Origin of the sequence: Bdellovibrio sp. KM01 (assembly GCF_013752535.1) — a bacterium.
In the GTDB taxonomy this organism is placed as follows: Bacteria; Bdellovibrionota; Bdellovibrionia; order Bdellovibrionales; family Bdellovibrionaceae; genus Bdellovibrio.
In genome coordinates, this window is record NZ_CP058348.1 from 1,667,023 (window position 1) to 1,693,467 (window position 26,445).

Genomic DNA, 26,445 nt, shown 5'->3' on the forward strand with positions numbered 1-26,445 from the left:
GCCGCCTTTTTTATTTCACTCCAAAAGATTTTGCAGTGTCTTTGATCCAAGTCGCATAGTGCAGGATGTTCATGTAAATGATGTCGTTATTGCAGCCAATGCCGCTACGGCTTGTGACACCCCAAAGTTGAACTTCGTCGCCTACTTGAATGTAAGCCGGGCCGCCAGAGTCACCAGAGCAAGCCGCTTTGCCGTCGGTTTGATCCAGAATCACTTCGCCATCATTCGGGCTGTACTTGATTTTCACAGTCACTGCTTTCAAAATCGCTGGACCGCTCAACTCTTCACGAATGCAGGTAGTAGCTTTACGTGCGTCGTCGTTGTTGCAGAAAACTTCGCCTTTATCGATCAGGTCTTGAAGGTTTTTAGTTTTCTTTGGATCAACAGGGATCACTTCTGCGTAGTCAACACCATAACCAGCAAGAATTGTTGTCGCGCCCGTTTTCAAAGCGGCAGGGTCCGTAAGGATCTTTGCAGTTTGGTAGCCTTTCGGAGTTTCCCCTTCGTACATCATAAGACCGACGTCGTTACCAGGGAAGGCTGCGTTGGCTTGGCCTGGATTCCAGTCATCGTTGGCTTGCATCTTTACAACTTGGCGGACGGCCGGGGAGTTTTTGAAATTATTACCCATGTTCAGGATGGATTCCATGTCAGGGTGGAAGACGATGTAAACGCCGGACGTTTTTTTACCGATGCAATGAGCGGCTGTTAGAACCAGATTTCCGGGAAGTAAAGAGCCGGTGCAAGTGTAACCTTCGTTATCGTCATAAATACCAACAACGCTTTGAGCGAGAGCAGTGCCCTCTTTCACCAATTGACCACCGATGATTGAGTTGCTGTTTTTAGCAGTCAAATTGTTAGAATTTACAGATGATCCGCAACCAGCAGTGATCAATGCAACAGTCAAAAATAGAGAGCTTAAAACTTTCAACTCAGTGTCCTCGCAATAAAAAAGTATGGGGGCTCCTTTTATAGAACCCCCACGCATTTGCAAGAAAAATTAAAGACCCGCAATAAATTATTTTTTATCGTTTTCGATTAGGATTCAGTATCCAAAATCGGGAAGGCTTTGACGAGGTCATCGATCGCTTTCATCTGTTGCAGGAATGGCTCCGCTTTAGCCAAAGGCAATGCCGAAGGGCCATCGCATTTGGCTTTTGCTGGATCTGGATGAGCTTCAATGAATAGACCCGCAAGACCCACTGCCAGGCCTGCGCGAGAAAGTTCGGCCACCTGACCACGGCGACCCGCAGAGGCAGCACCACCTGGGTCACGGAACTGAAGTGCGTGGGTTGCATCCAGAATAACGGGTGCACCTTTAGAAACTTTCTTCATGATATTAAAGCCCAAAGTGTCGACAACCAAATTGTCGTAACCAAAACAAGAGCCGCGCTCGCACAGGATCACTTTGTCGTTACCGCACTCTTCGATTTTTTCAACGATGTTGCCCATTTGTGAGGGGCTTAGGAATTGGGGTTTTTTCACGTTGATGACTGCACCCGTGCGAGCCATCGCTTCCACCAAATCTGTTTGGCGAGCTAGGAACGCTGGCAATTGAATCACATCCGCGACTTCAGCCACTGTTTTTGCCTGGGCCACTTCATGAACGTCAGTGATCACCTTCACGCCGAAAGTGCTTTTAAGTTCAGCGAAAATTTTAAGGCCTTCTTCCATTCCTGGTCCACGGTAAGAATGGATGGAAGAGCGGTTGGCTTTATCGAAAGAGGATTTAAATACATAAGGTATGTGCAGACGGTCTGTCAGCTTTACGAAATGCTCACAAACTTGCATCGCCAAATCGCGGCTTTCAAGAACGTTCATGCCTGCGAAAAGCACGAAAGGTTTGTTGTTGCCGACTTCAATATTGCCAATTTTTACGATTTTATTTTGCATGAAGATGCCTTCTGGAAGTGATTTTCCACGGATTTTAACACCATTTTTGAAAACGGCGCAAATCAACAAACCTGAGGGTTTTGCAAGGCGTCTTTAAAAGATGCGCGAGCAGGGCTCTCCTTTGTCTTTGAACTCTTTGTGGAATATCCAATTGCTGAATATACGGCACTTTTTATCGATGGCAGGGGACTTTAAAGCCGCCTCTTGGTCGACTTGCTCGTAAAGTTTAAAATACTGAACGATATTGTCCCGGGTTTGATCACCGACCCAGCCGGGAGGGCGCCGTGCAACCAAAACATCCATATACGGCTGGTCCAGGGTGTTCATCGGGGCATTTATATTTTGTGGCGTGGTATTTACGGCCGGGAATCGCAGGGCTTCAAAAAAATCCGCATAACTTTTAGTATCTGTCTGCATTAAATTTGCAGCAGCTGGGGGATGTTCATGCAAGGTCAAAGGGTGGTCGCCCTTGCTGCAGACTAAGCTATAGAAATTAAACTGTAGATAAAACATATCACAATGTTTAAACAGGTCTTGAGATGTCTGGAGAAGAATGTTTACGCTTTCCAGGCTGAGCTCCCCATCCAGCCACTGGGCGAAGATGCCATCGTCTGCCAAAGAGTTGTAGACACTTTCAAGGGCTTCTCGGCTCCACAGTTTTGCTGCCGCAAAGTAAACCGGAGACGGAACGTTGTTGATTATAAGATCATAGCTCAGTTTCCGTGTACGTAGAAAAGTCAGTCCATCTGCTTCTGTGAATTTAACGTTCTTAGATTTAACTTTTTCAGCGACCAGAGGCATGAAGTCCAAAACCTTTAGCATCGTTGGATCCAAGTCGACAACATCCACGTGCGAGAACAGTTCCGCAGCACCCATAACCGTAGTCCCTGTTCCTAAGCCAATGACGAGTGCATTGCCGTGTTTGTTTATATAAGATAAAGGGGTGAGGCCCATGAAGGTATCCGCGGGGGAGTATGATCTCCATGACGGAAGGTTGATCGAATGGTGGCCATTCATAATCATAAGTTTATGCGAATGATCCAATTCGACAAAATTTACTTCACTGGAGTTGTGCTTGAAAACTTTGACATCAGTCACGCTGCGGCTGTCTTTAACCCAACGGGAGAGACTTCTATGGGAATAACTGCCTAAAGACCACGAGAAGTTCGTGGTTAAAAAGTAAGTCAGCGTGCACAAAACAAGGCTAACCCCTGCAGTCAGAAAGCGCATTTTTTTTTCTTTGTTTGCAAAGATCAAGCAAAGCAAACCTAATAAGGTCCACAACTGAAATATACCTGTTGCCTCGAACAGGATCGAAATAAACAACAAGATCCCCACGGCATTTCCACTGCAGTTCACGGCAAGATACGTTCCCAGTGGAATTTGGTTATTCTCCCTTTTAATCAAAGGAAGAAGGCTGCCAAAGAAAAAGCCCGTGGGAAGTATTAAGCCCACGCAAAACAAAGACCTTTGGAGGAACGTGGCGGCTGCGCTGTCAGGCCACGGAATGAGTTCCATAAAGGCGGCCCAAAATACGGGCCACGAAAGACTCCAGACAAGTAACGACAGGATTAGAATTGCCGAATGTTTTTTAAAACTATTCCAATTTAATAGTTCGTATCCGCTCTTGCCGCGAAACCACAGGCTGGCCATGGCCCAACTTAAGATTAAGGCCGCCAGGTAAAGGGAATAGTGAAATGCCAACGGAGCCAGAACATTCTGAATTTGGCGATAGAGTATGGATTGTATTATTCCGCTCACCACCGAAAAAGCAAACAGCGGCAATAATAGCGACGGGAAGTGTTGCAAATCATCTTTGATAGAACCCGCGGAAAATTTTGAAACGGGAGCGTTGGAATGCTTCCACCAATACATGGCCCAAATCCACTCCATGGCAGCTAAAGACAGTAAAATCTTGCTGAGTCCCCAGGTATGCAAAATACCTAGTTCCATGAAAACCAATGCGGCAACTACCAATAAATGAAAATAGAAATAGATTTTATTAAAAGCTGAGACCTCTTCGGCGCCTCTGTTTCTTTGTTCTTCGAAATAAAGTGGCAACAAGAGGGAGGAAATAAAAGAGATCGCAAAAAATAAAATAAATCCAAAAATAAGGCTGATGGCAGGGAAGCTTAAAAGTTCCGAGCTTGCCTGGTCGAATCCTATAAGGATCAAAATGAGCCCGAACATAAGGCTGTGGCTCTTTGCAAGGTTCAGTTTTAAACGAAGACTTAAGTAAGAACCTAAAGCCGTTCCTAAGTAAGCCACTGCAATTAAAAAGAGCTGAATAAAAAACAGACTGCCAAAAACTTGAGTCAAAATCCTCGAGATAAGAATTTGATAAAGTAAGACGGGAACGCCAAACCATATTAAATAAAGAAATTCTATTTGAGCATTACGCAGTTTTATCATTTGATTCCTTCACCCATTCTGGAAGCGCGAAAAGATACAACACTACAAATAGATGCAGGAAGTATCGATACCCAAAAATTTCTTCGATGCCGATGTGAAACCCGATAAGTCCTAGTATCCAAATACGTCGCAGCCAGCGGGGGCCGAATAGTAAGAAAGAACCGCACTCTAATAATAAAATTCCTGCCTGCAGAAATCGCGCGACGTCAACATTCTGTAAAATCAGATCGCGCAGCAAGGACTTCCCGCGGCCGGTGTAATGGACAAATATCTGAAGACTCGTGCCGTTAACCCACGATAGCCCTGAAAAAAATATTTTTTCCCAACCCGCTAAAAAATAAAATGAAACTGTGATGGATGCAGCCACCTGAAAAAAATAGTTCACTAACAGTCGATATTCACGGGCAGCAAGAGCCATCAGGAGTAAGCAAAATACCGACTGGCGATGATCGCCAAAGGGTTCGTTTTGCAAATAAAGGGATGTCGAGAAGATGAAAAGAATGATTGTTAATACTGAGGCAAGTCGGGGTTTAAACTTAAACAGCCATAGTATTGCGCTAAGAATAGCGGCCAGGGTGATGGCTTGAAATAGAGGGTGAGAACTCATGATGTTCTCTGGCAACCATCCTGCGAAGGAGACAACGCGTATTTCGCCATCTGAACGCCAAGGAATGAAAAGTTGATCAAACAAAAGAGCGATCGCTGATAGGATCGTTAGAACGCGAAAGCCTTCAAAATACTTTTCATTGGTGGGCCACTTCATTATTCTCCTCCAGCGCTTTGGCCGCACATGGATTTAACCATATTCTGATCTGCAGTAAGCTGCTGGTTTGCCCAGGTTAAACTTTCTGTGGAGACTGCGCCAAAAGTTTTGTCAGGTTGAGTGCCCCAGATTGTGCGGGTTATGCAAAGGACCGGAAATTGCGAGATCACTCCCGAACGAGGTGATTTGAAGTGCTCCTGAAGTTCGGCAACACTTAAGATGTGACTCCATTTATATGCTGTGGTGGGGTGTCGACCCACTGAATAAGTTGGATCACCATCGTAAGTGTTTTGCAGATTGAATGATTGAGGTAGAAGTTCAAGGCCTTCTGGAGTCGTGATCAAGTACGTCTCGTAGGATAAAGGTGCATCAGCAAAGAGCGGATATCGCTGTACTGGAAATAACGGATGCACAGAAAAACAGATAAAAAAAATTGCCGTGCAAGATAAAATAATAGTGAGTTCGGCTCTTTTAGTCATCGCACTTTTCCATAGAAATAAGGCTAGACCATTGATAGCATCTTTGACAAGTAAACAAGGAGGAGATTCTGAAATCAAAAATATTCAGACTGGGTATGATTGCCATGTTCCTGACTGGTTTTTCGGGACTTCTTTATCAGGTTCTTTGGATTCGCCTGTTTTCTTCCTTGTTAGGGGGGACCACGCTCTCGATTTCCTGCGTGATCGCTCATTTTATGCTGGGTCTTGGATTGGGCACGGCGGCTGCTCCAAAATTTTTGCAGCGAGATTCTAAAAAACAGATCCCTCTGTATTCTCTTTGTGAAATTGCGATTGTCGTGGTGATCGGGGTTGGAGCGCTGTTTTTATTTGGCGCCCATGAAGGGTTGGCGCATGTCTTGAAAAGCAGTCCTTTGCCGAAACTTCTGAATCATTTTATTATGTCTGGAATTTTTATTTTTCCGGCGACTTTCTTGATGGGACTTTCTTACCCGTTCATGAGTTATAAATTTTCATCCCCTAAAGAACATCAATGGCTTTATGCAGCGAATTGTCTGGGGGGAGCCTTTGGGGCATTGAGCTCATATGTTATTCTTATTTATAATTTCGGACTTTCTGGAACTTTGATTTTTGGATTTGTTCTCAATCTTCTTGCGGCCGTTTTATTTTTTAAAGAAAAGTACACTTTTACTTCGAGGGCGGAAAATAAAATAGATGGAAACATGCCATCAGCTGAAACCGGGGCGTTTTCTCCGGGCAAACTAAAAGTTTGGGCCATGTCATTGAGTGCTTTAAGTGGTTTTTTTGTTTTGAGTTTAGAGCAAATTTGGTTTCGACTGGCACATTTGTTTTTGGGTGGTCGTGTGTATGTGCACACGCTGGTCCTTGCAGTCCTTTTGTTGACCTTGGCTGCCGGAGCATTCCTGAGTCCTAAGCTTTCGAAACTCTCTTCTGAGATGCAGTTGAAAGCGGTCTTGTTTATTCTGCGCTTAACCGGTGTGTTTGCAGCCCTGGGATTCATTTTTTTACCTTCAGGGATTGCTCAGGGAGTTGATTTAGACCATCCCTATGCGAAAACAATCAAAGCTGTTTATTTTGCAGTTTTGATATTTATTGCCGTTCTTCCTGGTTTTGTTCTGGGGCTTTGTTTTCCGTTGTCGCTTAAGGTGATTCAAACGGGAATGAAAACAGCTTTACAAAAAACGCGCAGTCTGTCGCACGCGGTTTATATCAATACATTTGCATCTGTGTTGGGCAGTCTTTTGACGACCTATCTTTTGTTTTCCTGGTTGGGAACGATTGGAAGTTTAAAACTGCTTTATATAACGCTATTGAGTTTAGGCTTGATTGGAACATTATTGTTTGTACGTGGACCCGCGCGGATTTCTTCAGTCATTGTTTCAATTTTGTTGATAGGTTTTATTGGGACTCGTTCCACAAGTCTAAATCCGACAAGCACGGCACTGTTTGAGTCCGAGGATGAGTTTGGGTATTTGAATGTCATTCCTTTAATTCAGAATGAAAAAAACAAAATGGATCGCTGGGCCATGTTTCACAACTATACATCCTTAGTGGCTCCTTATGGATTTGGTGAGACCTCAACAGTACAGCGAAGTTTGGCGTTATTTCCGACGGCTTTTGCGAAAGATATAAATGACGTTCTGGTTGTAGGCATGGGGTACGGAATTACAACTGAAGCATTCAGTCGTATTCCGGATATCAAAAAAATAACCAGTGTTGATATCCTGCCTTTGGTGATGAGGGCCCAAAGTGCCTTGACGTTTAAAGATAATTCTTATCTGCAAGACCCTCGGGTAGAGAACGTCGCTGATGATGGCCGAAGTTTTATCGCTCTCTCAGACAGAAAATGGGATATCATCACTGTGAATGTTGATCCCTATGGGCCGGGTACCACATATTTGATGTCTCGGGAATTTTACAAGATCGTGCGTGGACATTTAAAACCTGGGGGTATTTATGCCCAGCTTATTTTTGGGGCGAATCGAGATCTAGTTTCCCTGCTTCATACCTTGAGCTCTTCATTTCCTTATTACCGGATTATGCCAGGATATTCCTATGATGGCTTGATCGTCATCGCAAGCGAAACTCCGTTGCCGGAGTGGTCTGAGGCCTCATTGCAAAGAGTGAAGCCCTTGTTGCCGATTGGGAGCTGGGATGGGGCTTCTCTAGAGAAAAACTCTGACTTCGCATTAGCTGAATCGGTGGCTCGTGGTTGGGTGGAATACGTGCAGCGTGAAGTGCCTGGTCCTTGGAAGTTAATAACGGATGATAATCTTTTGGTTGAATCCAGTCGGACTCGTTTTTCGGATCTCTTATTAACTTATCCGAAGGATTATTAAAAACATTCTTGGGAGCGGGGTAGGCCTGAGTATTCCGCAAATATATATTCGTCTCGTTGGTAGATATTTTGAATAATATTACGGATCGAAGTCGCTTCCAAAACGGCACGATCCAGAGTGTTCATCTTGCCACCTACGTAAAGTGGAATGTCTCGGTAAATTGTATTGCACTTAAGATTGAAAATGGGTTTTTTCTTTAAAGTTTCATTGTAAAAATGGGCATCACCTTCACGAAGAAACGATTCCATGGGGCCCGCAGTTAAGGTGCGGTTTTCATTGTAGGCAATCAGGATGGGGTAGTATCCCGCGATAATGTCGATATGTTTAAAGTGAGCTTGAATGGGAGCTAGGAAGTCCGCCAATTGTTCAGTGTTGTGAACGGTTGAGCCGTCGAAATAGGTTTGATAGACACCATTTGGCTTCAGGCAGTTTTTCACCAGTTCGATAAATTCAAGAGTATACAGTTTCGCTGCATTGAAGTTTCCTGGGTAGGTTGCCGTGTTGACTATTAAATCATAGCTTTCAACAGGGCAGTTTCTTAAATACGACATTCCATCGATCAGATGAATGGATGTGTGGGCATTGTTTGCAAGATCATTATTGTATTCTTTAAAGACCTTCAGATTTCTCAAAACAGTCGGGGATATTTCAATCAAATCTGTGTGCTCGCTGATTGCAGTGACACCCCAGGAAGTCTGTCCGGTGCCTACTCCGATGACGGCGGATTTTTTTAAAGTATCGGGAAAGTATCTTCGTGCATACAGTCCGATTAAATTTTCTGTGCCCCTGTCGATAATGTGTGAACGATGTCCATCAATGATGTAGTGATGTGATACTTGGTCATCCGTAACGGGGTCTTCCATCACGGCAATCGATGAAAAGGCTTCCGAGAATATCTGTGAATTGATAGTGGCCGGTCTGATTTGCTTAACGAAGCGATTGTTGAATAATCCCGAAGCCTGGTCTTTTTGAAATGCGAAGAATGCAAAAACAATAAGAGCCGCGAAGCCCCAGGATGTCGAGACGTACTTTTTGTCGAAATAGGTAAGAATCATAATGGCGACAATCGCTATCGATAAAGCGATGGAAAAATAGAAATTCGTCCATAGGTACGGGGCCATAAAGGCAGCAAGCACCATCCCCAAAATATTCCCCAGGCACGCGATCGCATTCAAGTATCCGCTAGCCTGATCGACTGCAAAATGAACAGATAATTCTTGAGTGCTTTTGATGAAAACCAGACTGGATGCGAAAACAGGGAGTGTTAAGCAAAGTGCCTGAACGGAAGACCAAATAAAATAGTTGGGCAGCTCGCCCGTAAAATTCTCGCTAATAAAGGGGGGGAGTGTTGAAAAGCTTGCCTGCAGAACTAGTATTGCCGCTGCCCAGGCAAAAAACCAGAACGTCCGGGAGGCATTTTGCAGATGTTTTTCGCTGAATCCAGCAATCGTCATCCAAAAGAACACGGCTGCCGAAATTAAAGTGGCGTGCAGGCGAAATGCTTCAGTTAAAAACACTTGGGTTTTTAATGCCCAAAAAACTTGATATGAGCTCAATATGGAAATTAGAAAGACCGAGATCGGAATAACCAGGAATTTTTTGGATAGAAGTTTTTTCCACGCTCCTGCGGGACTCTGATCAAGGTGAAATATATCGTGATTCAACAAGAACACCAAGACCGCTCCGAGGCCGATTTGAGCTAACGAGAGCGCCAATAAGGAAGCTTTAACAGAGAGCCCGTAAGTAAAATAAATTTCAAAAGCCAACAGACCTATGATGGCTCCGCCATGATAAAGGCCATAGATAAAATTAAAGCGGATTTGGCGTAGGTAGTAACTGTAAAGAGGAAGTTGGATGCCCAGTGATATCGCCGGTATCAATAGCCCCAGAACAACCACGTATTGTGGAAGTTGGATTTTGTAAAAGTCTAAAGAAAGTGCCAGGAATAAACAGAGGTTGTAAATCCCCGTCAGAATTTCAACCCAAGGTAAAAAGCGACGGACTTTCGCACTAAGCAGGCTTCCCAGTGCAGTTCCGGTAATGAAAGTCAGGGTGACTAATAAGAATGTAATATAAAGATCGCCCAAGGTCATTGAGACGATCTTTTGATAAAGGATTTGAGATGATAAATTGAGTAGCCCTGAGACCAGGGCTACGAAACTCAAAAACATTACTTATTAGAACCTGATGATGAAGAGCAGACCCTTTTCCCAGCAACGCAACCAGAACTTGATCTGCCTGGTGCAGAGAATGAGTACAAACTGTTGCCATTCGTGCAGGCGTAATATCTTGTAGACGTTGTATAACCTGAGTTCTTAGTCGTTTGCACGTAATTACTTTCCGTACAAGTCGGCGTCGCTGAACATCCTGAGCAAGTCGGATTTCTTTTTTCCTCTTCCTCTTTTTTCCTTTTCTCCTCAGCGATTCGCGCCGCTTCCGCTTCTTCAGCTTTACGTTTTTCTTCGGCGAGTCTTGCAGCTTCCTCGGCTTTGCGTTTTTCCTCGGCTAGTCTCGCTTCTTCTTCCGCGCGGGCTTGGGCCGCGGTTTTGGCAACACAATTCGCAGATTCAAGGATAGTCGTACCATTTACGCATCGTATATTCAGGGTGCCAGCTGTCGTGGGATATCCGTCCATATTTCTCATGGTTGGTTGGGCAGCCGTGCAATCGAAATTGGCTGCTTGGCCATTGTTCAAGCGACCCACTGTCAAACGAGATTTCCCTAAGTCGTTAGGGCTATCAAACACGGTGTTCAGCAACAGTACGGAGTCGCGACAGTTAGCATTACCACTACCAGTGTTCACTGGGGAAGTCGGTGCCACCGGCTCATTTTTCGTTGTTGAAGACGTCGTTGCCGGAGTGTCTTGTTGGTAGCGATATTCATACCGGTTTCCCGATTTTACCCGTGAAAAACCTGTTTCTGAAATCACTGCAATTACGAATAACAGCAAAACACCGGATGCTAATTTAAAATGAGTTTGCCTTTTCATGGAATCCTCCCAGAAAAAATGCTATCTCAATTAGGGAACAATTTTAAGAAAAATATCCCAGACGCGGCCTTTCTTAATGTCGCCTTTTTTATTTCGGTAAGTAAACTCGCCCGGGCCGACCACCTTAGCATGATTGTTTAGGTCCTGCGTGGTGTTTTCGTACTTTAAGGAAATGGATTCTACGCCCATGTCTTTAAGAGTTTTTATTTCCTTTGCAGCGCTTTTGCCGTCGTGATTGGAGTCTCTCCAAAGGCGGAGATGAGCCCAGATCGGATCTTTCACGTCAATGACTCCATCGTTATTGCTGTCATAAGCCTGAAGGTTTTTGAAGCCATCCTGGTAGTTATTGATGTCGCCAAAGAGCTCCGACCCAGCGTCAACTTTTCCATTTTTATTCGCGTCATACACTAATAGATAGGTCTCGCTCTTAAATGACGGCCAAGAGATCTTATGAGGAGTCCCTTCAAACAGCGGGAAATAAGAAGTCTTATCCACAACGGGAAGGCTGTCGTCCTCGAACTTCAGTACGATAGGGGAGAAATAACCGCCACAGAACTTGTTTTCACCAGGAAAAGACGCAAGCATAGTTAACGTTTTTCCGTTTTCAGAGACATACCATTGATTGGAAGCAGTAACTGGACCATTAAAGGCCATGAATTGAGAAGGAGTGGTTGCCACTTCCTGTCTGAAACTGACGTCTTTAATGAACTCAGATTTAACTGCAAACTCTGAAAGTTTGGTGAAATCGGTTCCCGAAGCCAAAACGTCAACGGGGATGGTTTTTGCTTCGGATAGGTTGATACGAATCAGGTTGCCTTTTAGTGACGCATTCAAGTGAACCTTTGCATCGCCATTGACTACCGTATTATCTGTTATGTTTTGCGCGGCACCAGCGCCATACGTATTCATGGTCGCCGTCGCTGGAAATTTGATCTCAACTTGTTTGTAAGCGCCACTCACGGTCAAGTATTTGAGATTCGCAAACAGCTGTGAATATTCAGAGATTGGATTCGGCACGGAACGAAGATTGGTCCCGAAGCAGCTGACATAAATATCGAGTGTAGTAATGGCCCCGCTGGAGCCGTTTACTACCAATTGCGAATCCAAGACCACGTCATTTAGATTCGGACCCGTAAAAGGCAGAACACTTGTCGTGGCAGCTTTAGTATCCGCGGCAAACGCAGTTGAACTTATCAAGGAACTCATCGTAAGGAGTGCAGTTAGGAATCTAGGTGTCATCTGATGACCTCCATGCTAATAAGCGGAAGTGTCACTGATTTACGAACGAAAGTGGCAGACTTCAGGTCTGAGAGGAGCACATTTTTATCAACATATTGTCCTTGTTGATATATTTGAAAAACCAATTCATTTTTACTAGTCTGCGCATTAAGTCTAATCGTCAATCGTGATAAGTTGACTGGCTCAACTTTGACAAAGGGAGCCGCACCACCCACTGGAGGAAGCGTTCTCAGAAAAATGTCAGCATTGTTATAGCTTGCGTTTGTAACTGGATGCGTATTTTGAAAGTTCACCGAGGCGAGAGCTGTCGTCATAGGAATCAAATCGTCGCCTGCAACGCGCCCCAGATAAGATGCAAAACGAGGTGCCGTTAGAATATTAATTCCCCCAGCACTGTTTAGCGGACGCAGGTAAGTCGGACAGGAGAGCAAGAATAGTTTTCCGTCTGCCCAGCGGTTTGAGAAAACCTTGGTCATTGTACCAGCGTTAGGGCCGCCGGCAGTACCGGTTACATTAGCAACGGAATTCAAACCTACATATTGAATAGATCCGTTGTTCATTAGATCAGGGGAATTCCCTGCATTTTTATAAGCAAACATAGGGTCAAAGACCAAAGAGTCGAACTGGTCTTCTTCTGTCTGCAGCAGGTAGAAATATTTGCCTGCGGTTAAAGTTAACTTTCTTTCTGCGATATTCGCTTTGCTTAAAGTGGAGAATGGCACATCAGGATAGTAGTCATAAAAGTTTTTGCCGGTATCGTCGGTCAAGGAAAGCTTGTTAAAGCTCGCCGCGGATTTCTTAAGAATGTTGACGGTTGCGATATTTAAAGTTGAAAGATCGGCTTCGCCTTCAGAGCGTGCAGTTTGTTTTTTCAATGCCGTCGTAAAGTCAGCAATAAATTTGGCATTGCCCAGGGCCACAACGCCAATTAAGCCAACGACAACCATTAATTCCGTAACAGTCATCCCACGCTTATTGAGAAGAGGATTGTGCTTCGCTATTTTACAGTGATGAAATAAGTGTACTTTTTCCACTGATCCTCCTTCCATTTGTTAGCAAGGATGTTCTGACTTGCCAGGGTAATTTTAATGTCGACCTGATAAAGATTACGTACGAACAAACTCGGGATGATAACGTAACCAAAATAGGCCTGACAGCCATCTTTTGCACATTGAGCTCTTGGAATTAAATTACCATTCGAAATTCCGTAGGGAAGTTTGTCTGCTGCCAGCAAAGCCTCTTCCTTTTTGACATTGGTTTCGAAGGTCACTTGATACATAGAAAGATTAAAGCGAATGCTTTCAACGATCGCCTGAACATTGTCGTTCGCAACACGCGATAGTTTTAGTTGTGATGTCATACCCGCAATGTAGCTGATATAGTAATAAGTCGAGTAGCTGACGATAATACCGATTGCGACAGCCGCTAACAACTCTATCATTGTGAAACCGCGATTACCGAGCTTCATACTATAAACCCTTTCCGCGGCTAACTTCTTTGATTAAGAAGCGATTGGTTTGTTTTTTACATTTTACTATAGAGTCTTTAGCAGAAACGATTCCGCAATCCGGGTCTACCGTTGTCCACTTGAATGGATCCGAAGTTCTTAAGCTCACGGGGTTACAGATCCAATGCTGATATCGGTCGTTAATACCAATATTCGACTGCCACAGAGGGGCAAGTGTCGCATTAGAACAACCTAAGTAGTTACCAGCTTTATCCTGGCCCAGGATCTTTGCATTAATAAGTTCTTGGACGGCTTGTGGCTGATAGATACTGCTCCAACGAATTCCTGCGGTGTAGGCAGTCGGGTGGATATTTAGCTGATTCGTGATAATTGTACCAATGATACGCAGTGGCTGCGTACGCTGGTTGATTGTCAGTCTTTCACAGACAAAAAAGCCCGTGATAAAAGTTTGATCCTGGGTAATCACACAGTTTGCTACCAATGAATCCGTGCGGAATTTACCGCCCGAAAGGTTCACGGTTCCTTCATTGTATCCCGGATCATTGTTGTTCGCATAGGCGGGGTTGAACTTCCAAGCATGGCGCGCCTGTTCAGAGAAATCCGTATTCCATTTTGCCGCGGGAAAAGCTGAATAGTCTGATCCAGCGTCGCCCGGATCAGGCGATGCAAAACAGCGATCATCAAATTCGGCCAAATTCTGCGCAGCTTCTGGAGGGCGGTGCAGTTGGTCGTACCCAGCTTCATTCGGCATCGGGTATTGCGGATCGTCCGCTCCAGCCATGCCCGAATAGTTCACCCATTTCGCAGGGGTGGAACCATCTGGAAGTGTACCAGTCAGTACCATGGCACTTCCGACCTTGGTAAAATTCACGCCATTTGTTTTTTTATAGAATTCACTGGTGGTATTTTGGCGCAGGTTTTTTCCGTCCAGATAACCATAATCGTAAGCTTCAAAAAGAAATTTAATACTTGGGGCAGATTTAACGTTATTGTTTGCGGCGCCATTTGAATAAGGTGCCAGGTTCACTTCACCATTGAATGTGAACTTAAGGTCTACTTGGTTGAACTGCTGACGACCCGCTACAACCAGAGGAGTGGATTGAATGACAATCGATGCACCACCCATGCCGGAAGGATAGAGAGTCACTTGTCCCTCGCGGTGAATGTAAAACTCAGTATAGTAAATCCCACGACTTCCCGTCGGACCTTGCAAACCATTGTAATAAACTTTGGCCTTCATGATGGGAGTACCTTGTGCCACTGTCACCGCAGCATTTGCAAGAACGCCCGGGACGTTGGTTACCGAGCTATAACCATCAACATCACCCTGTTCGATGAAGTTATCAATGTTACCTAGGTTAAATTGAACAACGGCAGAGTTCGTTTGCGATAGCGTCGGTCGCACCCATAATTGAGCCGAGGCTGTTTGATTCAAGTCATAGGATGCCATGATACGCTTGCGACACATTTTCTGAACATCGAAGATGCTTTCGCTGGCCTTAATGATATTAAATAAGTAATCAAGACCCGTATCACGTGTAGCATCCAGCTCAAATCCACCCAACATACCTGAAAAATTAGGCATGCTATAATTGTACATATACCCATCACCACCGGCAGTTTTAACGATGTAGGGGGCGTTGTCCATTTTGATAGTTCCGCCACCCAGAACAACTTTGTCGACAAAGACAATGTTATTCATCGCAGGCGTGGTATTGCTTGGAGGAAGGCTTAGATCGCCATTGATAAAGACGGGACTTTCAAAGCGAAGTCCGCCGTTGGAATTTTGAACATTGATATTATCAAGACGAATATTGCCCGTACCCGCATCGTTCGTCCCAGAGGCTAAATTCAAGTTGTTTGAAACTATCAAAGCGAAGTAAGTAAGCTCACGCGGGTAGACGATATTTCTGGAAGTCAAAGTTTGATTCAACTCGGGGTTCGTCTTGTGTTTTAAGAACACAGTAATTCGCAACGGCACTTCGCGACCGCGTACAGCGGAGATCGCCGTCGAATCACGATCGATGGTGATTTTTGCGGATTCAAACTCATCAATAATCGGTGTGACAACCGAATAAAGCGGATGGCTGTTCGTCAAAGTGCTGAAATTAATATTTCCCGTGATATTCATCAGGCGAGTGCTTGCCAATGGTTCAGGATGTGGAGTCTCTGAGTTTTTAATGAATAAAAGAGTTTCATCTGAAAGCAACAGACGTTGCGTATATCCCGAGCTCGTCAGATTGCAGTTCATATCCTGCGACCAGTTAGGCGATAAGCACCAGCTCTGTTTAATCGCATTCACTGTATAAGAGTAAACCCCGTCCAACACGACACGGTGATCCGTTTTAGTAGCCGCCTTGTTTAGAACTTTTGCCTGACTTTCGATATAAGCGATGGAGGCGAAGAACATAATGCAAATCACCACCCCACCAATCAATGTGGTGAGGAGCACGGAGCCCTGTTGCGAGCGCAACAATCGCTTATGAAACGCACTTTGCTGGTTCAAACAATCCCCTTTGTTCCATATTAATATCGGCAGAATTGTTCCCTTATGTGAGTAAACGCTGCCAAAAAAAATTGACGGTCTTGTCTGAGATTGAGACATAATATTTTCAGGTGTGCCATATGCCATCTGAGGATTGCGAATAAGTATTCATATTCCGGTCTTGAGGTCGGTTCCTCGAGAGAGCTTCCTTGGTAGTCTAAAGAAACCATACAAAAGGGAGGTCCCTATGTCTCGCCATAACAAAGGAAAAGGATTTAGTCAGACCAGCAAACGTTATGATGGAAACATCAAGGAACAGCGAAGAGCTGCGCATAACAAACAGATGGATCACTCATCAGATGTTCAAGGGGAAACACACAGTGAAAATCAGTCCAGCGGGGAGAAGAACCCTAGCACGAGCCGCCGACAATAATTCTGTATAAATAAACTTTATGGAGAGCCTTGGCCGGTGACAGAACCAGTGCCAGGGCTTTTCTTTTTCGTGGATTTCGCTTTTTTTCCGGTCGATTTTTTCACGCTGGCACTGGAGCGATTCTTCTTTTTGGAAGCTGTTTTGCTATGCGATTTTTTGGATTTTTTGCGGGATTTTTCGGCGCCGTATTTCTTTTTCGCTTCTTTGCGGATCGCGGCGTTTTCCTGAATGTAGGGAAGCATTCCTTGGTAGCCCGTGACAGGTTCTGTTGGTGAGGCGGATGCAGATTCTGCTGGTGGAGTTGCAGGAGGCGTAGTTTCTTGCGCCAAAGCCGTCACGCAAAATAATGCTGAAAATGAAATCACCAAGGTGTTTTTCAAGAGTTGTTTTATGTTCATGAGCAAAGACTAACGTGAATTATCTGTAAGCTCAACTACTTCCACACAGCTAATTCATCCCACGCGCTGCGATTTTCAATCTGGCTGAAGTCATACACATCAATATGTGGAACATTTTTTGAGATGACCTGCAAACTTTGTTGAAACTCCTCCAGATTCGGAGTGACGGTGCTGTGTTGCCCGCGCCAAGGCGAGATTTCAATGTGAATGATGGAATCACTTCGGCCCGCTACAAGAGCTTCGAAATCTTTCGAGGCCGGTAAAGTCCATTCTGGAGTAAATACGGGAGTTCCATATTCCGCGCGCCACTGCTGCCACAGCAGTTCACCCACGATGAAATCAATTTTCTGCTGATTTTTTAAACTCAAGATTTCATCCAAATCAAAACCCACTGCATCGCGCATTTTTTCAGAAGTAAAAAGATGTCCTGCGGATTCTGCAGGCCAAGTTTGCACCACGCCGGCCTGGATATTTTGTGCATGGCTGATATCAGCCATCATTCCTAAAAGTTCAGTGACACCTAAGGCACGCACCTTTTTCCAGTTATCATCACCTAATTTCCCATAGGGAAATCGCGCAAAATATGCTTTATTCGCTTCAGAATTAAAGTCGGCTTCCCCTCGCCAGTAGCAATCGACAGTGGGTTCGACGGCCTCGACAGCATACAGCCCAGGAAAACGTGCAACGAGATCCTGCAAAAATCCTTTCAGCCACGCGCGGTACTCGGGATGCCAGGCCGAAAGAAAATACGTTTGCGGCATCGGTTTATAATCGTGACCCAAACTGTTTTTTGAGCGCCACTCGGGGCGAGCCTCCCAAACAGTTTGATAGTCGGTAAGAGAAACGACGGCGACGACGTTAAAGTGATTGGCACGAGCCAAGCTGTACAGTTCCTGAAAAATATTTTTTTCGCCAAAATGAGTTTCAACTTCCGTCAAAGGATACTCGGTCGGATAGAAGGCTCCATGATTTGAAACATAGGCATAGACGAACAATGTATTTACATGGGCTTCTTGCGCTCGAGAAATCACTTTTTGCGCAATTTCGGCAGCTGAAAGATGGGGATACAATTCGTAAAAGTAGGAGGGATCGACACGCAGGCCACGCAAAGATTCGCCGGCCCATAAGAAAGAAGGCAGAAAAAAGAGTAAGAGGGCAGAGATCCATCTCGTCATCATGAGCTCCTAAAAGGGTCATGGTAACGAGGCTTAGTTTAGGAATCTACCGGCGATGCTATGGTATTTGACAAGCGCGACGAAGCAGCTCTGCTTCACGCCAAGTTTGTAGGTCGCGAAGCGCGCCTTTTAAGTACCACATGATTTTAAATTGTTCATTAAATGGAAGCTGACAAAAACCTGTGTCCACATAGCAGCTCACATGATCATCAATGGCTTTGGTTTTAATGTCGCCACACTGCAAGCCCTCAACAGTGTCACGAAGTCGTTCCTGCAAACACAAGCGAACATCTTGCAGCCACAACTGACTTGAAATTTTAAATTTGGATTCATCTTTCACGAAAAGTTCGCAGTAAGGAATTCCAAAATTCTGCCAATAACCTTTTTTACCACAAGGCTGTTCCTGTTCCATGCAACGATAAAACTCACAGGAGTTATTAGAAATCGGGCAGTCCAAGCCGCTTGCTTTGGCAGCAAAGGGCAGGGTCAGGCTAGAAATAAGAATAAGGATCCAATTTTTAAATATTTTCATGAGATTCCCCGGACTTTCTCAAAGAAGGGGGCTTTTAGCAATTTCGGAGAGCCTGAAGGGAAATAAGTATCGAAAATCCTAGGTTTTTGACAGGTAAAAGTTACTCCCCGAGCTTCATTCCCGGGGGGAGCTGTGGTAAGAAAGCCCCCTATGAAAATCACAGACCTCGTTTTTACATACCCCGAAGAGCTGGTGGCGACCAGTCCACAACGTCCGTCCCGGGTGATGTGGGTCGAAAACAATCAGCCCCGCGAGATTACACTTGGGGAGCTGTTGGGTAAAATGAGCGCCGGCGATGTGTTGGTGGTGAATAACACCCGTGTGCTTAAACGTCGTGTGTTTTCCGGTGATGTTGAAATTCTATTTTTAAAACAAAACTCTGAACTCGAGTGGGAAGTTCTGTTTCCTTCCAAAAAATATAAAATCGGACAGTCCCTGGAGCTTCCTTTGGGAGTCACCATGACTTTGAAAGAAAAGGGCCGTCCACAAACGGTGACTTTGAATCAAGCCGTCACGGAAGATTATTTCCAGAGGGTCGCAGAATTGCCGTTGCCTCCGTATATTCAAAAAGCTCGTAACGAACGTCACACAGTGGATGCAGACGAATCGTGGTATCAAACGGCATGGGCTAAAGAGCCGGGAAGCTTTGCAGCTCCCACGGCAAGTCTCCATTTTTCGAAATCTGATATCGATCAATTGCGCACTCAAGGTGTGCAAATTGTCGAAGTGACTCTGCATGTGGGTTTAGGCACATTTCTGCCGGTGACGGCTGAAGATTTAAACGATCACGACATGCATGAAGAGTACGTCGAGATCTCGGCGCAAAGCTGGCAAAAAATTCAAGCCGCGCGCGAAGCGGGAAATCTTATCTGGTCCCTGGGGACCACCACGACACGCTCATTAGAAAGCGCTGCCGGGGGACTGCTTCAAGGTTCAGCGGCCGAAGGCTTTCGCGGCTTTACCAAGCTTTTGATTCAGCCAGGATACAAATTTAAAGTCGTGCAGCGTCTTCTTACGAATTTCCATCAACCAGAGTCGACGTTGCTTGCGTTGGTTTCGGGATTTTCGTCTTTAGAAACAGTAAAAACTTGCTACTTATGGGCTATTGAGAGAAAGTTCCGACTCTTTTCTTATGGCGATCTCACGGTTTGGGTGGATTGATTATGCTAGATGGTAAAACGATGACTGAAACAAAAAATGAAATGAAATTGGGCGAGTTCACAGTTCACAAGACTGAAGGTAACGCTCGTCGCGCCACCTTGATGACCGCACACGGTCCCGTACAAACTCCCGTGTTCATGGCCGTGGGAACTAAAGCCACAGTAAAAGCTATGACTCCGGAAGAGTTGAAAGAGTGCGGCACTCAAGTTGTCTTGGGTAACACTTACCATTTGCATCTTCGCCCGGGCGAAAAGACCGTTAAAAAAATGGGCGGTCTTCATAAATTCATGAACTGGCACGGGCCTATTCTTACGGATTCCGGTGGTTTCCAGGTTTTCTCTTTGTCTAAACTTCGCAACATGAGCGAGGAAGGGGTGGAGTTCCGCTCGCATCTGGATGGCGCGAAACATTTCATTTCTCCTGAAAAGAGTATGGAAATCCAAATGGATTTGGGTTCGGATATCATCATGGCTTTTGATGAATGCCTTCAATATCCGGCAACTGATGAGCAAATCGATAAATCCATGGCTTTGACTTACCGCTGGTTGCTTCGCTCTAAAGAAGCAATGACTCGTAAAGAAAGTCTTCTTTTCGGGATCATCCAGGGTGGTCTGAGCTTGGAGCACCGTTTGAAATCTCTGGAACAAATCACCTCTGTTGATTTGCCGGGATATGCATTGGGTGGTTTTTCAGTCGGTGAGCCGATTCATTTGATGCATGAACTTTTGCCGCACGTCGCACCCAAAATGCCGGCCAATAAGCCGCGTTATTTGATGGGTGTGGGAACGCCAACAGATTTAATTATTGCAATCGATTCGGGCATCGACATGTTTGACTGCGTCATGCCTACGCGAGTAGCACGTAATGGGACGATCTTCACGTGGCAGGGTAAAGTCAGCATCAAGCGCAGCGAGTACAAAGAAGACCCTTCTCCGCTGGATCCAGAGTGTGATTGCTACACATGCACGAACTATACGAAAGCGTATCTTCGTCACATGTTCTTAAGTGGTGAAATATTAGGCTCTCGTTTGAACACGATTCACAACATCCATTTCTATATGAAATTGATGGAAAAGGCTCGTGAGGCGATCGCAGAAGGCCGTTGGGCAGCGTTCCGTGACGACTGCTTAACGCGTTTCGTAAAGAAAGCGTAACTGACATAACTATTGATTCTTCCATGGAATAATGCTGAATTTTAGCGTCATCATTGGAGGAATCATGTTATTCAGACTACTAGTTAATGCAGCATTCGCGCAATCTGCTCCAGCAGCAGGCGGCCAACCATCTACTCTTGAGATGTTTGTACCATTCATCTTTATCTTCGTTATTTTCTATTTCCTTATTATCCGCCCTCAATCAAAACGCCAAAAAGAACATCAGAAGTTTTTGACTGAACTTAAACGCGGTGACGAAGTCATCACGTCTTCTGGTATTTTGGGTCGTCTTGAAGGCATCACTGACCAATTCGTGACTGTAGAGATCGCGGATGGCGTGAAAGTTAAAATGCTTCGTACACAAATCGCGACAACTCAGAAAGCAGCAACAGAGGAAAAGAAATAATGGAAGGACTACGTTGGAGAACCATCGGCGCGGCCGCTGGTATCGTATTGGCTCTCGTATGGTTTATGCCGAATATCGTTAGTTTCGGCAATTCATGGTGGCCATCTAAGCAAAAAATGAACTATGGCTTGGACATTCAAGGTGGTTTGCATCTTGTAATGGGTGTTGACGTTGATGGCGTGGTGAAAGAATCCACGACTCGTTTGATGGCATCAATTAAAGCAGACACTGCGAAAGATAACATCGCATTGACTGATGTTAAATCTGAAAAGCCTGAATCAGGCGAGTTGACTCTGCATTTTGCAGCGGGAGACAAAGCTAAAGTCCTTAAATACATGGCTGATAAACATCCTGCAGACCTGCAAGAGGTTGGTACGACGGATACAACAGCGACTTATCGTTATTTCGATGCGTATTTGAATGACTATAAAAATCGCGTGATCCAGCAGGCGATTGAAACGATCCGTAACCGTATCGATGAGTTCGGTGTAGCGGAGCCTTCAATCTCTCAACAAGGTGCAAATCGTATCCTGGTTCAGTTGCCAGGTATGGCCGATGCTGAAAAAGCAAAACAGTTGATCAATACAACTGCGAAACTTGATTTCATGATCGTGTCTCACGAAAAAACTCCACAAGAACTTCAAGTTTTGATTGCTGAAGCTGAAAAAGCTGGCGGTTATAAATTGGAAGGCATGAAGTATTCTGACTACGTAACTCGTATCAATAACGACCTTAAAGGCAAATTGCCTGAAAAGTCTGTGGTGTACTTCGAAAAATCTTCGAATGCAGCAACAATGGAAGCTGGTGCGGTTCCGTATCTTCTAAAAACAGATACGGATCTAACGGGTTCAGCTTTGGATGACGCTTCTGTTGGTTATGACCAATACGGCGCTCCGATGGTTACTCTTCGTTTCAACTCTGCGGGTGCAACTAAGTTCAGTGACCTGACGGGTGCAAACGCGGGCAAACAAATGGCGATCGTTTTGGATAAAGTCATCAAATCAGCTCCAAGTATTCGTGAGCGTATTGGTGGTGGATCTGCGACTATCACATTGGGTGGCGGTCGTGACCGCAACCAAATGATGGATGAAGCGAAAATGATTTCAACAGCTCTTCGTGCCGGTGCATTGCCTGCATCTTTGGAGCAGTTGGAAGAACGTCGTGTAGGTCCTACTTTGGGAGCTGACTCCATCAATAAAGCTAAATTGGGTGCCTATATTGGTGCGGCTTTGATCATTCTATTTATGCTTATGTATTATAAAGGAATGGGCGTTGTGGCGACCGTTGCTTTGGCAGTGAACGTATTGGGTGTTTTGGCACTGCTTACTTCATTCGGCGCAACTTTGACTCTTCCGGGTATTGCTGCGATTGCCTTGACGGTGGGTTTTGCGGTGGATGCGAACGTTCTGATCAACGAACGTATCAAAGAAGAATTGGCGGCGGGACACAGTTTGAAAGTGGCGATTAAAGAAGGCTACAACCGTGCGATGTCTGCGATCATCGACTCCAACGTAACGACTGGTGCAACTGCGGTTGTTCTTTTGTATTTCGGTACGGGGCCAGTGCGTGGTTTCGCGGTGAACTTGTTGATTGGTATCGTGACAACATTGTTTGCAAACGTATTCTTCTCCAAAGTGATCGTGGATCAATTGGTTTACAAATTTAACGTGAAAAAGTTGTCAATCTAGGATCGGTAGTAAAATGGCTAATAATAATACAAAAACAATGGCAACTGAATCTTCTGGCAAATACGACTTTATCGGTAAAGTAAACCTGTTCGCGGGTATCTCAGTTTTGTTGGTGGTTCTTTCTTTGGTTTACTTGGGCGTAAAAGGCATCAACTACGGTATCGACTTTAAGGGCGGTACCGAGTTCCAGGTCAAATTCGATAAAGGTGTGACTATCGATCAGGTTCGTAAATCTGTAGATGAATTGCACCTGGGTGAAGTCGGTGTTCAATCTTTCGGTGATAACGACGAATACATCATCCGTTTCCAAGGTAAGCAGGGTGCTTCCGATAAAGAGACGAATGAAATCTTGAATGCAGATATCGCGAAAATTAAGGATATCGTCCTTAAAACTTTTGCTGCAAACAATCCTGAAATCCGACGTGTTGATACAGTAGGTCCTCAGGTGGGTGCGGAGTTGAAACGTAACGGATTGCTGGCGGTATTCTATTGCTTGCTTGTGATCTTGATCTATGTTGGTCTTCGCTTTGACTATAAATACGCACCAGGTGCCGTATTCTGCTTGTTCCATGATGCAGTGATCACTTTGGCGATCTTCGTAGCTGTGGGTAAAGAAGTGAACGTACCTATCTTGGCGGCAATTCTAACATTGATCGGTTACTCGCTGAATGACACGATCGTCGTGTTTGACCGTATTCGTGAAACAGATTCGCATTACCATGACAAAGGCTACGGCTTCATCATCAATAAAGCGATTAACGACATGTTACACCGTACATTGATGACTTCCGGAACAGTATTCACATCAGCATTGTGCTTGTGGTTGTTCTCGGGTGGTACAGTTGGTGATATCGCATTTGCGATCTGTGTGGGTATCGTGTTCGGTACTTACTCATCTATTTACGTGGCAGCTCCAATTGTCTTGATGATGGATAAATTGACGGGGAAGAAAACAGCTAAAGCTTAAAAACTTAAAGGCCCCCAAAAGGGGCCTTTGTGCTTGGAGAATTTGTGAATCCATTGTGGAAGTTAAGAGAGTCAGATACCGAGGTGGCAACACCTTCAAAAGTCGAGGGGCAATGGCCGTCCTTGATTGGTAAGCTCTTGGCTGCGCGTGGATTCACTCAACCCCAAGAGGTTGAAAAGCTGTTATTTCCAAAGCTCGTGGATTTGAAAGATCCTCTTTTGTTAAAGGGGATGTCTCAAGCACTGGAGCGTCTGGGCCAAGCTTATCTGAATAAGGAAAAAATCTGCATTTATGCGGATTTTGATTTGGATGGTACTTCAGGGCTCGCGCTTTTAAAAACCGGGATGCAGGCTTTAGGTTTTACTGAAGTTTTGCATTATCAGCCCAAACGTTTGTCTGAAGGTTACGGCTTTCATGCGGCAGCGGTTGAGGAGCTAAAGTCCCAGGGTGTGTCTTTGATTATCACCGTTGACGTGGGTATCACGGCTCATGCGGCGATCGATAAGGCTCGCGAGCTAGGTGTGGATGTGATCCTAACGGACCATCACTTGCCGGCGGAGACTTTACCTCAAGCCTACGTCATCATTAATCCCAATCAGGGAACTTGTGAAAGTGGTTTAGGTTATTTGTGTGGCGCGGGTGTTGCTTTTTATCTGCTTCGTGGATTAAAAAGATACTTTCACGATCACGCAGAACTACCTAAAAGCAAATGGGATTTAAAAGAAGTCTTAGATTACTTTACGATCGGTACTTTGACCGACATGGTCCCATTGGTTGACGATAATCGCGTGTTGGTAAAACACGGTCTGGTTAAACTTGCCGAGACGAAAAGAGCCGGACTTCGAGCACTACTTGAAGAGTTGGATTTGCAAGATCGTGCATTAACCAGCCAAGATGTGGCAATCCGTTTTGCTCCCAAATTAAATGCTCTTTCCAGAATGGAATCGGGGATTCTTCCGATTGATATCTTTCTATTAGACGACGTTTCTAAAGCTCGCGACATGGTTCGTCAGGTGATGAAGAACAACTCGACGCGGGTTCAGCTCCAAAGTGATGCGGAAACAGAAGCTCAAGAATTACTTAAAGAGTGGCCACATAAAGACTTTGTATTTGTGGCATCTCCAAACTTCCATCGCGGGGTGGTGGGTTTGATCGCAACGAAGCTGACTCAAGTTTATAACAAGCCAGCTTTTGTCGGTTCAGTGGGGACAGACGGTATGATCGTCGGATCCGCTCGTTTGCCACAAGGCCAGGAAGCTTGTCTGGTCGAAGCGATGGGTTCGGCTGCAGAGTTGATGAGTCGTTTTGGTGGTCACTCGGCGGCTGCGGGGTTTGAAATCGCAGAGACGAAAGTCGCTCAGTTTGTAGATCGCTTGAGTGGGCATTTTTCGGATCTTCGCGAAAAGCCGAAGCCATTAGAAATCTTTTACGATGTTCAAGCAAGTCTTCCGGAAGTCAGCGCTAGCCTGATGAAGTGGTATGATTTTGTCGGTCCTTTTGGGGCGGGGTTTGCGATCCCATTAATTCATTTTTCGAATATTCAGATTTTATCTAAGCGTGAGCTTAAGGGTGGTCATCTGCGCTTAAAGTTGTTTGATCCTGATAGCAACGCGACGATGGAAGCCCTGTTATTTACACCGACTCCTCGTCAGGTGGAAACTTTGCACACGGTGCCGGGTTTTTATGATATCTTAGGGGAGCTTCAGTGGAATTACTTTGCTGGGCAAAAAACAATTCAAATCCTGATTCGTGATCTGAAGGCCATGTCATGAAGAATAAGAAAAAAGTCGTTGTCCTTTTGTCGTCGGGCTTAGACTCGACTGTTAATATTTTTGAAGCGATCAAGCACCATCACGAAGTGGTGCTGGCTTTGACTTTTAATTATGGTCAAAAGGCTGCAAAGAAAGAAATCGAACAGTCTGCTAAAATTGCGAAATTCTTAGGTGTGCCCCATAAAGTTTTGGATGTGACTTGGTTTAAGGAATTTAACAAGTCCTCTTTGTTGGTTGAAGATCAAAAAGTTCCCACGGGCAGTGATGTTGAAATCGATAATATGGAAAAATCAGCCGAATCTGCAAAGTCCGTCTGGGTTCCAAATCGCAACGGGATTTTTCTGAATATTGCCGCGGCCTACGCGGAAGCTTTGGGAGCAGACTCTGTGATTCCGGGATTCAATGCTGAAGAAGCCGCGACATTCCCTGATAACTCTATTGATTTCCTAAAAGCTTCTACTCATGCCTTTTCGTTTTCCACTTCCAATAAAGTCACAGTGGGTTGTTACACGGCTCACTTAAATAAACCTGCGATCGTCCTTTTAGGGCAGGGACTGGATGTTCCTTGGGAATTGACGTGGCCATGTTATTTCGCCGGCGACGAGTGGTGCGGGCAGTGTGAATCTTGTAAGCGTGCAAAGCGCGCCTTTGCCTCGGCAAATGTTGACGTGAAAAACCTCTTTAAGGAGTAA

At 45.0% G+C, this 26,445-nt stretch carries 23 protein-coding genes; 9 read left to right on the forward strand and 14 right to left on the reverse strand.

Translation table 11 applies throughout. From position 1 onward, the window contains the following. Window positions 1-10: 10 nt before the first annotated feature. The 5 genes from HW988_RS08165 to HW988_RS08185 form a co-directional block, all read right to left on the reverse strand. Window positions 11-931: a trypsin-like serine protease gene (locus HW988_RS08165; RefSeq protein WP_181607100.1), complete on the reverse strand. Its 921-nt coding sequence runs from the start codon at window positions 929-931 to the stop codon at window positions 11-13. A gap of 107 nt (window positions 932-1,038) precedes the next feature. Next, on the reverse strand, window positions 1,039-1,893 hold the full coding sequence (gene kdsA / locus HW988_RS08170) for a 3-deoxy-8-phosphooctulonate synthase (RefSeq protein ID WP_181607102.1): 855 nt from the start codon (window positions 1,891-1,893) through the stop codon (window positions 1,039-1,041). A 93-nt stretch (window positions 1,894-1,986) separates the two neighbouring features. Continuing rightward, window positions 1,987-4,212 carry a hypothetical protein gene (locus HW988_RS08175; protein WP_181607104.1) on the reverse strand — a complete coding sequence of 742 codons (2,226 nt, stop codon included), beginning with the start codon at window positions 4,210-4,212 and terminating at the stop codon, window positions 1,987-1,989. Between the two features lie 76 nt (window positions 4,213-4,288). Next, window positions 4,289-5,068 (reverse strand): hypothetical protein, encoded by a 780-nt coding sequence (locus tag HW988_RS08180; protein WP_181607106.1) that lies wholly within the window; start codon window positions 5,066-5,068, stop codon window positions 4,289-4,291. Continuing rightward, on the reverse strand, window positions 5,068-5,547 hold the full coding sequence (locus tag HW988_RS08185; RefSeq protein ID WP_181607107.1) for a hypothetical protein: 480 nt from the start codon (window positions 5,545-5,547) through the stop codon (window positions 5,068-5,070). Before HW988_RS08185 ends, HW988_RS08180 begins: the two co-directional genes overlap by 1 nt. Before the next feature lie 95 nt (window positions 5,548-5,642). Here HW988_RS08185 and HW988_RS08190 point away from each other — a divergent pair, with 95 nt between their 5' ends. Continuing rightward, window positions 5,643-7,886: a fused MFS/spermidine synthase gene (locus tag HW988_RS08190; protein ID WP_181607109.1), complete on the forward strand. Its 2,244-nt coding sequence runs from the start codon at window positions 5,643-5,645 to the stop codon at window positions 7,884-7,886. Here HW988_RS08190 and HW988_RS08195 read toward each other — a convergent pair. From HW988_RS08195 to HW988_RS08220, 6 genes are all read right to left on the reverse strand, one after another. After that, on the reverse strand, window positions 7,883-9,979 hold the full coding sequence (locus tag HW988_RS08195; RefSeq protein WP_181607110.1) for a hypothetical protein: 2,097 nt from the start codon (window positions 9,977-9,979) through the stop codon (window positions 7,883-7,885). The two genes, HW988_RS08190 and HW988_RS08195, sit on opposite strands and share 4 nt — an antisense overlap. A 77-nt stretch (window positions 9,980-10,056) precedes the next feature. Next, the gene (locus HW988_RS08200; protein WP_181607112.1) at window positions 10,057-10,875 is read right to left on the reverse strand and encodes a hypothetical protein; all 819 of its coding nucleotides are present in this window, start codon (window positions 10,873-10,875) and stop codon (window positions 10,057-10,059) included. Between the two features lie 30 nt (window positions 10,876-10,905). Then, window positions 10,906-12,114: a hypothetical protein gene (locus HW988_RS08205; protein ID WP_181607113.1), complete on the reverse strand. Its 1,209-nt coding sequence runs from the start codon at window positions 12,112-12,114 to the stop codon at window positions 10,906-10,908. Beyond that, a complete protein-coding gene (locus tag HW988_RS08210; protein WP_181607115.1) occupies window positions 12,111-13,148 on the reverse strand; it encodes a type II secretion system protein in 1,038 nt (345 codons plus the stop codon). The genes HW988_RS08205 and HW988_RS08210 overlap by 4 nt, the downstream gene beginning before the upstream one ends. Next, the gene (locus tag HW988_RS08215; protein ID WP_181607117.1) at window positions 13,112-13,582 is read right to left on the reverse strand and encodes a prepilin-type N-terminal cleavage/methylation domain-containing protein; all 471 of its coding nucleotides are present in this window, start codon (window positions 13,580-13,582) and stop codon (window positions 13,112-13,114) included. Before HW988_RS08215 ends, HW988_RS08210 begins: the two co-directional genes overlap by 37 nt. A gap of 1 nt (window position 13,583) precedes the next feature. Beyond that, window positions 13,584-16,088 carry a hypothetical protein gene (locus HW988_RS08220; protein WP_181607118.1) on the reverse strand — a complete coding sequence of 835 codons (2,505 nt, stop codon included), beginning with the start codon at window positions 16,086-16,088 and terminating at the stop codon, window positions 13,584-13,586. 226 nt (window positions 16,089-16,314) lie between these two features. On the opposite strand from HW988_RS08220, the gene HW988_RS08225 reads away from it, so the two are divergent. After that, on the forward strand, window positions 16,315-16,500 hold the full coding sequence (locus HW988_RS08225; protein WP_181607120.1) for a hypothetical protein: 186 nt from the start codon (window positions 16,315-16,317) through the stop codon (window positions 16,498-16,500). Window positions 16,501-16,517: 17 nt separating this feature from the next. Here HW988_RS08225 and HW988_RS08230 read toward each other — a convergent pair whose 3' ends face one another. Genes HW988_RS08230 through HW988_RS08240 form a run of 3 tightly spaced genes read right to left on the reverse strand, consistent with a single transcriptional unit; the run spans window position 16,518 to window position 18,605 of the window. Then, window positions 16,518-16,898: a hypothetical protein gene (locus HW988_RS08230; protein ID WP_181607121.1), complete on the reverse strand. Its 381-nt coding sequence runs from the start codon at window positions 16,896-16,898 to the stop codon at window positions 16,518-16,520. Between the two features lie 35 nt (window positions 16,899-16,933). Continuing rightward, window positions 16,934-18,073: a hypothetical protein gene (locus HW988_RS08235; RefSeq protein WP_181607122.1), complete on the reverse strand. Its 1,140-nt coding sequence runs from the start codon at window positions 18,071-18,073 to the stop codon at window positions 16,934-16,936. A 58-nt stretch (window positions 18,074-18,131) separates the two neighbouring features. Further along, window positions 18,132-18,605 carry a hypothetical protein gene (locus HW988_RS08240; protein WP_181607124.1) on the reverse strand — a complete coding sequence of 158 codons (474 nt, stop codon included), beginning with the start codon at window positions 18,603-18,605 and terminating at the stop codon, window positions 18,132-18,134. 150 nt (window positions 18,606-18,755) lie between these two features. Here HW988_RS08240 and queA point away from each other — a divergent pair, with 150 nt between their 5' ends. The 7 genes from queA to queC all read left to right on the forward strand — a co-directional run bounded on the left by queA (window position 18,756) and on the right by queC (window position 26,445). Beyond that, window positions 18,756-19,766 carry a tRNA preQ1(34) S-adenosylmethionine ribosyltransferase-isomerase QueA gene (queA, locus tag HW988_RS08245; protein WP_181607125.1) on the forward strand — a complete coding sequence of 337 codons (1,011 nt, stop codon included), beginning with the start codon at window positions 18,756-18,758 and terminating at the stop codon, window positions 19,764-19,766. Window positions 19,767-19,768: 2 nt separating this feature from the next. Further along, window positions 19,769-20,920: a tRNA guanosine(34) transglycosylase Tgt gene (gene tgt / locus HW988_RS08250; RefSeq protein ID WP_255490276.1), complete on the forward strand. Its 1,152-nt coding sequence runs from the start codon at window positions 19,769-19,771 to the stop codon at window positions 20,918-20,920. 64 nt (window positions 20,921-20,984) lie between these two features. Continuing rightward, on the forward strand, window positions 20,985-21,326 hold the full coding sequence (gene yajC, locus HW988_RS08255) for a preprotein translocase subunit YajC (protein ID WP_168196612.1): 342 nt from the start codon (window positions 20,985-20,987) through the stop codon (window positions 21,324-21,326). Beyond that, the gene (gene secD / locus HW988_RS08260; protein ID WP_181607127.1) at window positions 21,326-23,014 is read left to right on the forward strand and encodes a protein translocase subunit SecD; all 1,689 of its coding nucleotides are present in this window, start codon (window positions 21,326-21,328) and stop codon (window positions 23,012-23,014) included. Before yajC ends, secD begins: the two co-directional genes overlap by 1 nt. Before the next feature lie 13 nt (window positions 23,015-23,027). Beyond that, window positions 23,028-23,981, forward strand: coding sequence for a protein translocase subunit SecF (gene secF / locus HW988_RS08265; protein WP_181607129.1), 954 nt, complete (start codon window positions 23,028-23,030; stop codon window positions 23,979-23,981). A gap of 44 nt (window positions 23,982-24,025) precedes the next feature. After that, the gene (gene recJ / locus HW988_RS08270; RefSeq protein WP_181607676.1) at window positions 24,026-25,753 is read left to right on the forward strand and encodes a single-stranded-DNA-specific exonuclease RecJ; all 1,728 of its coding nucleotides are present in this window, start codon (window positions 24,026-24,028) and stop codon (window positions 25,751-25,753) included. Further along, window positions 25,750-26,445 (forward strand): 7-cyano-7-deazaguanine synthase QueC, encoded by a 696-nt coding sequence (gene queC, locus HW988_RS08275; protein WP_181607130.1) that lies wholly within the window; start codon window positions 25,750-25,752, stop codon window positions 26,443-26,445. Before recJ ends, queC begins: the two co-directional genes overlap by 4 nt.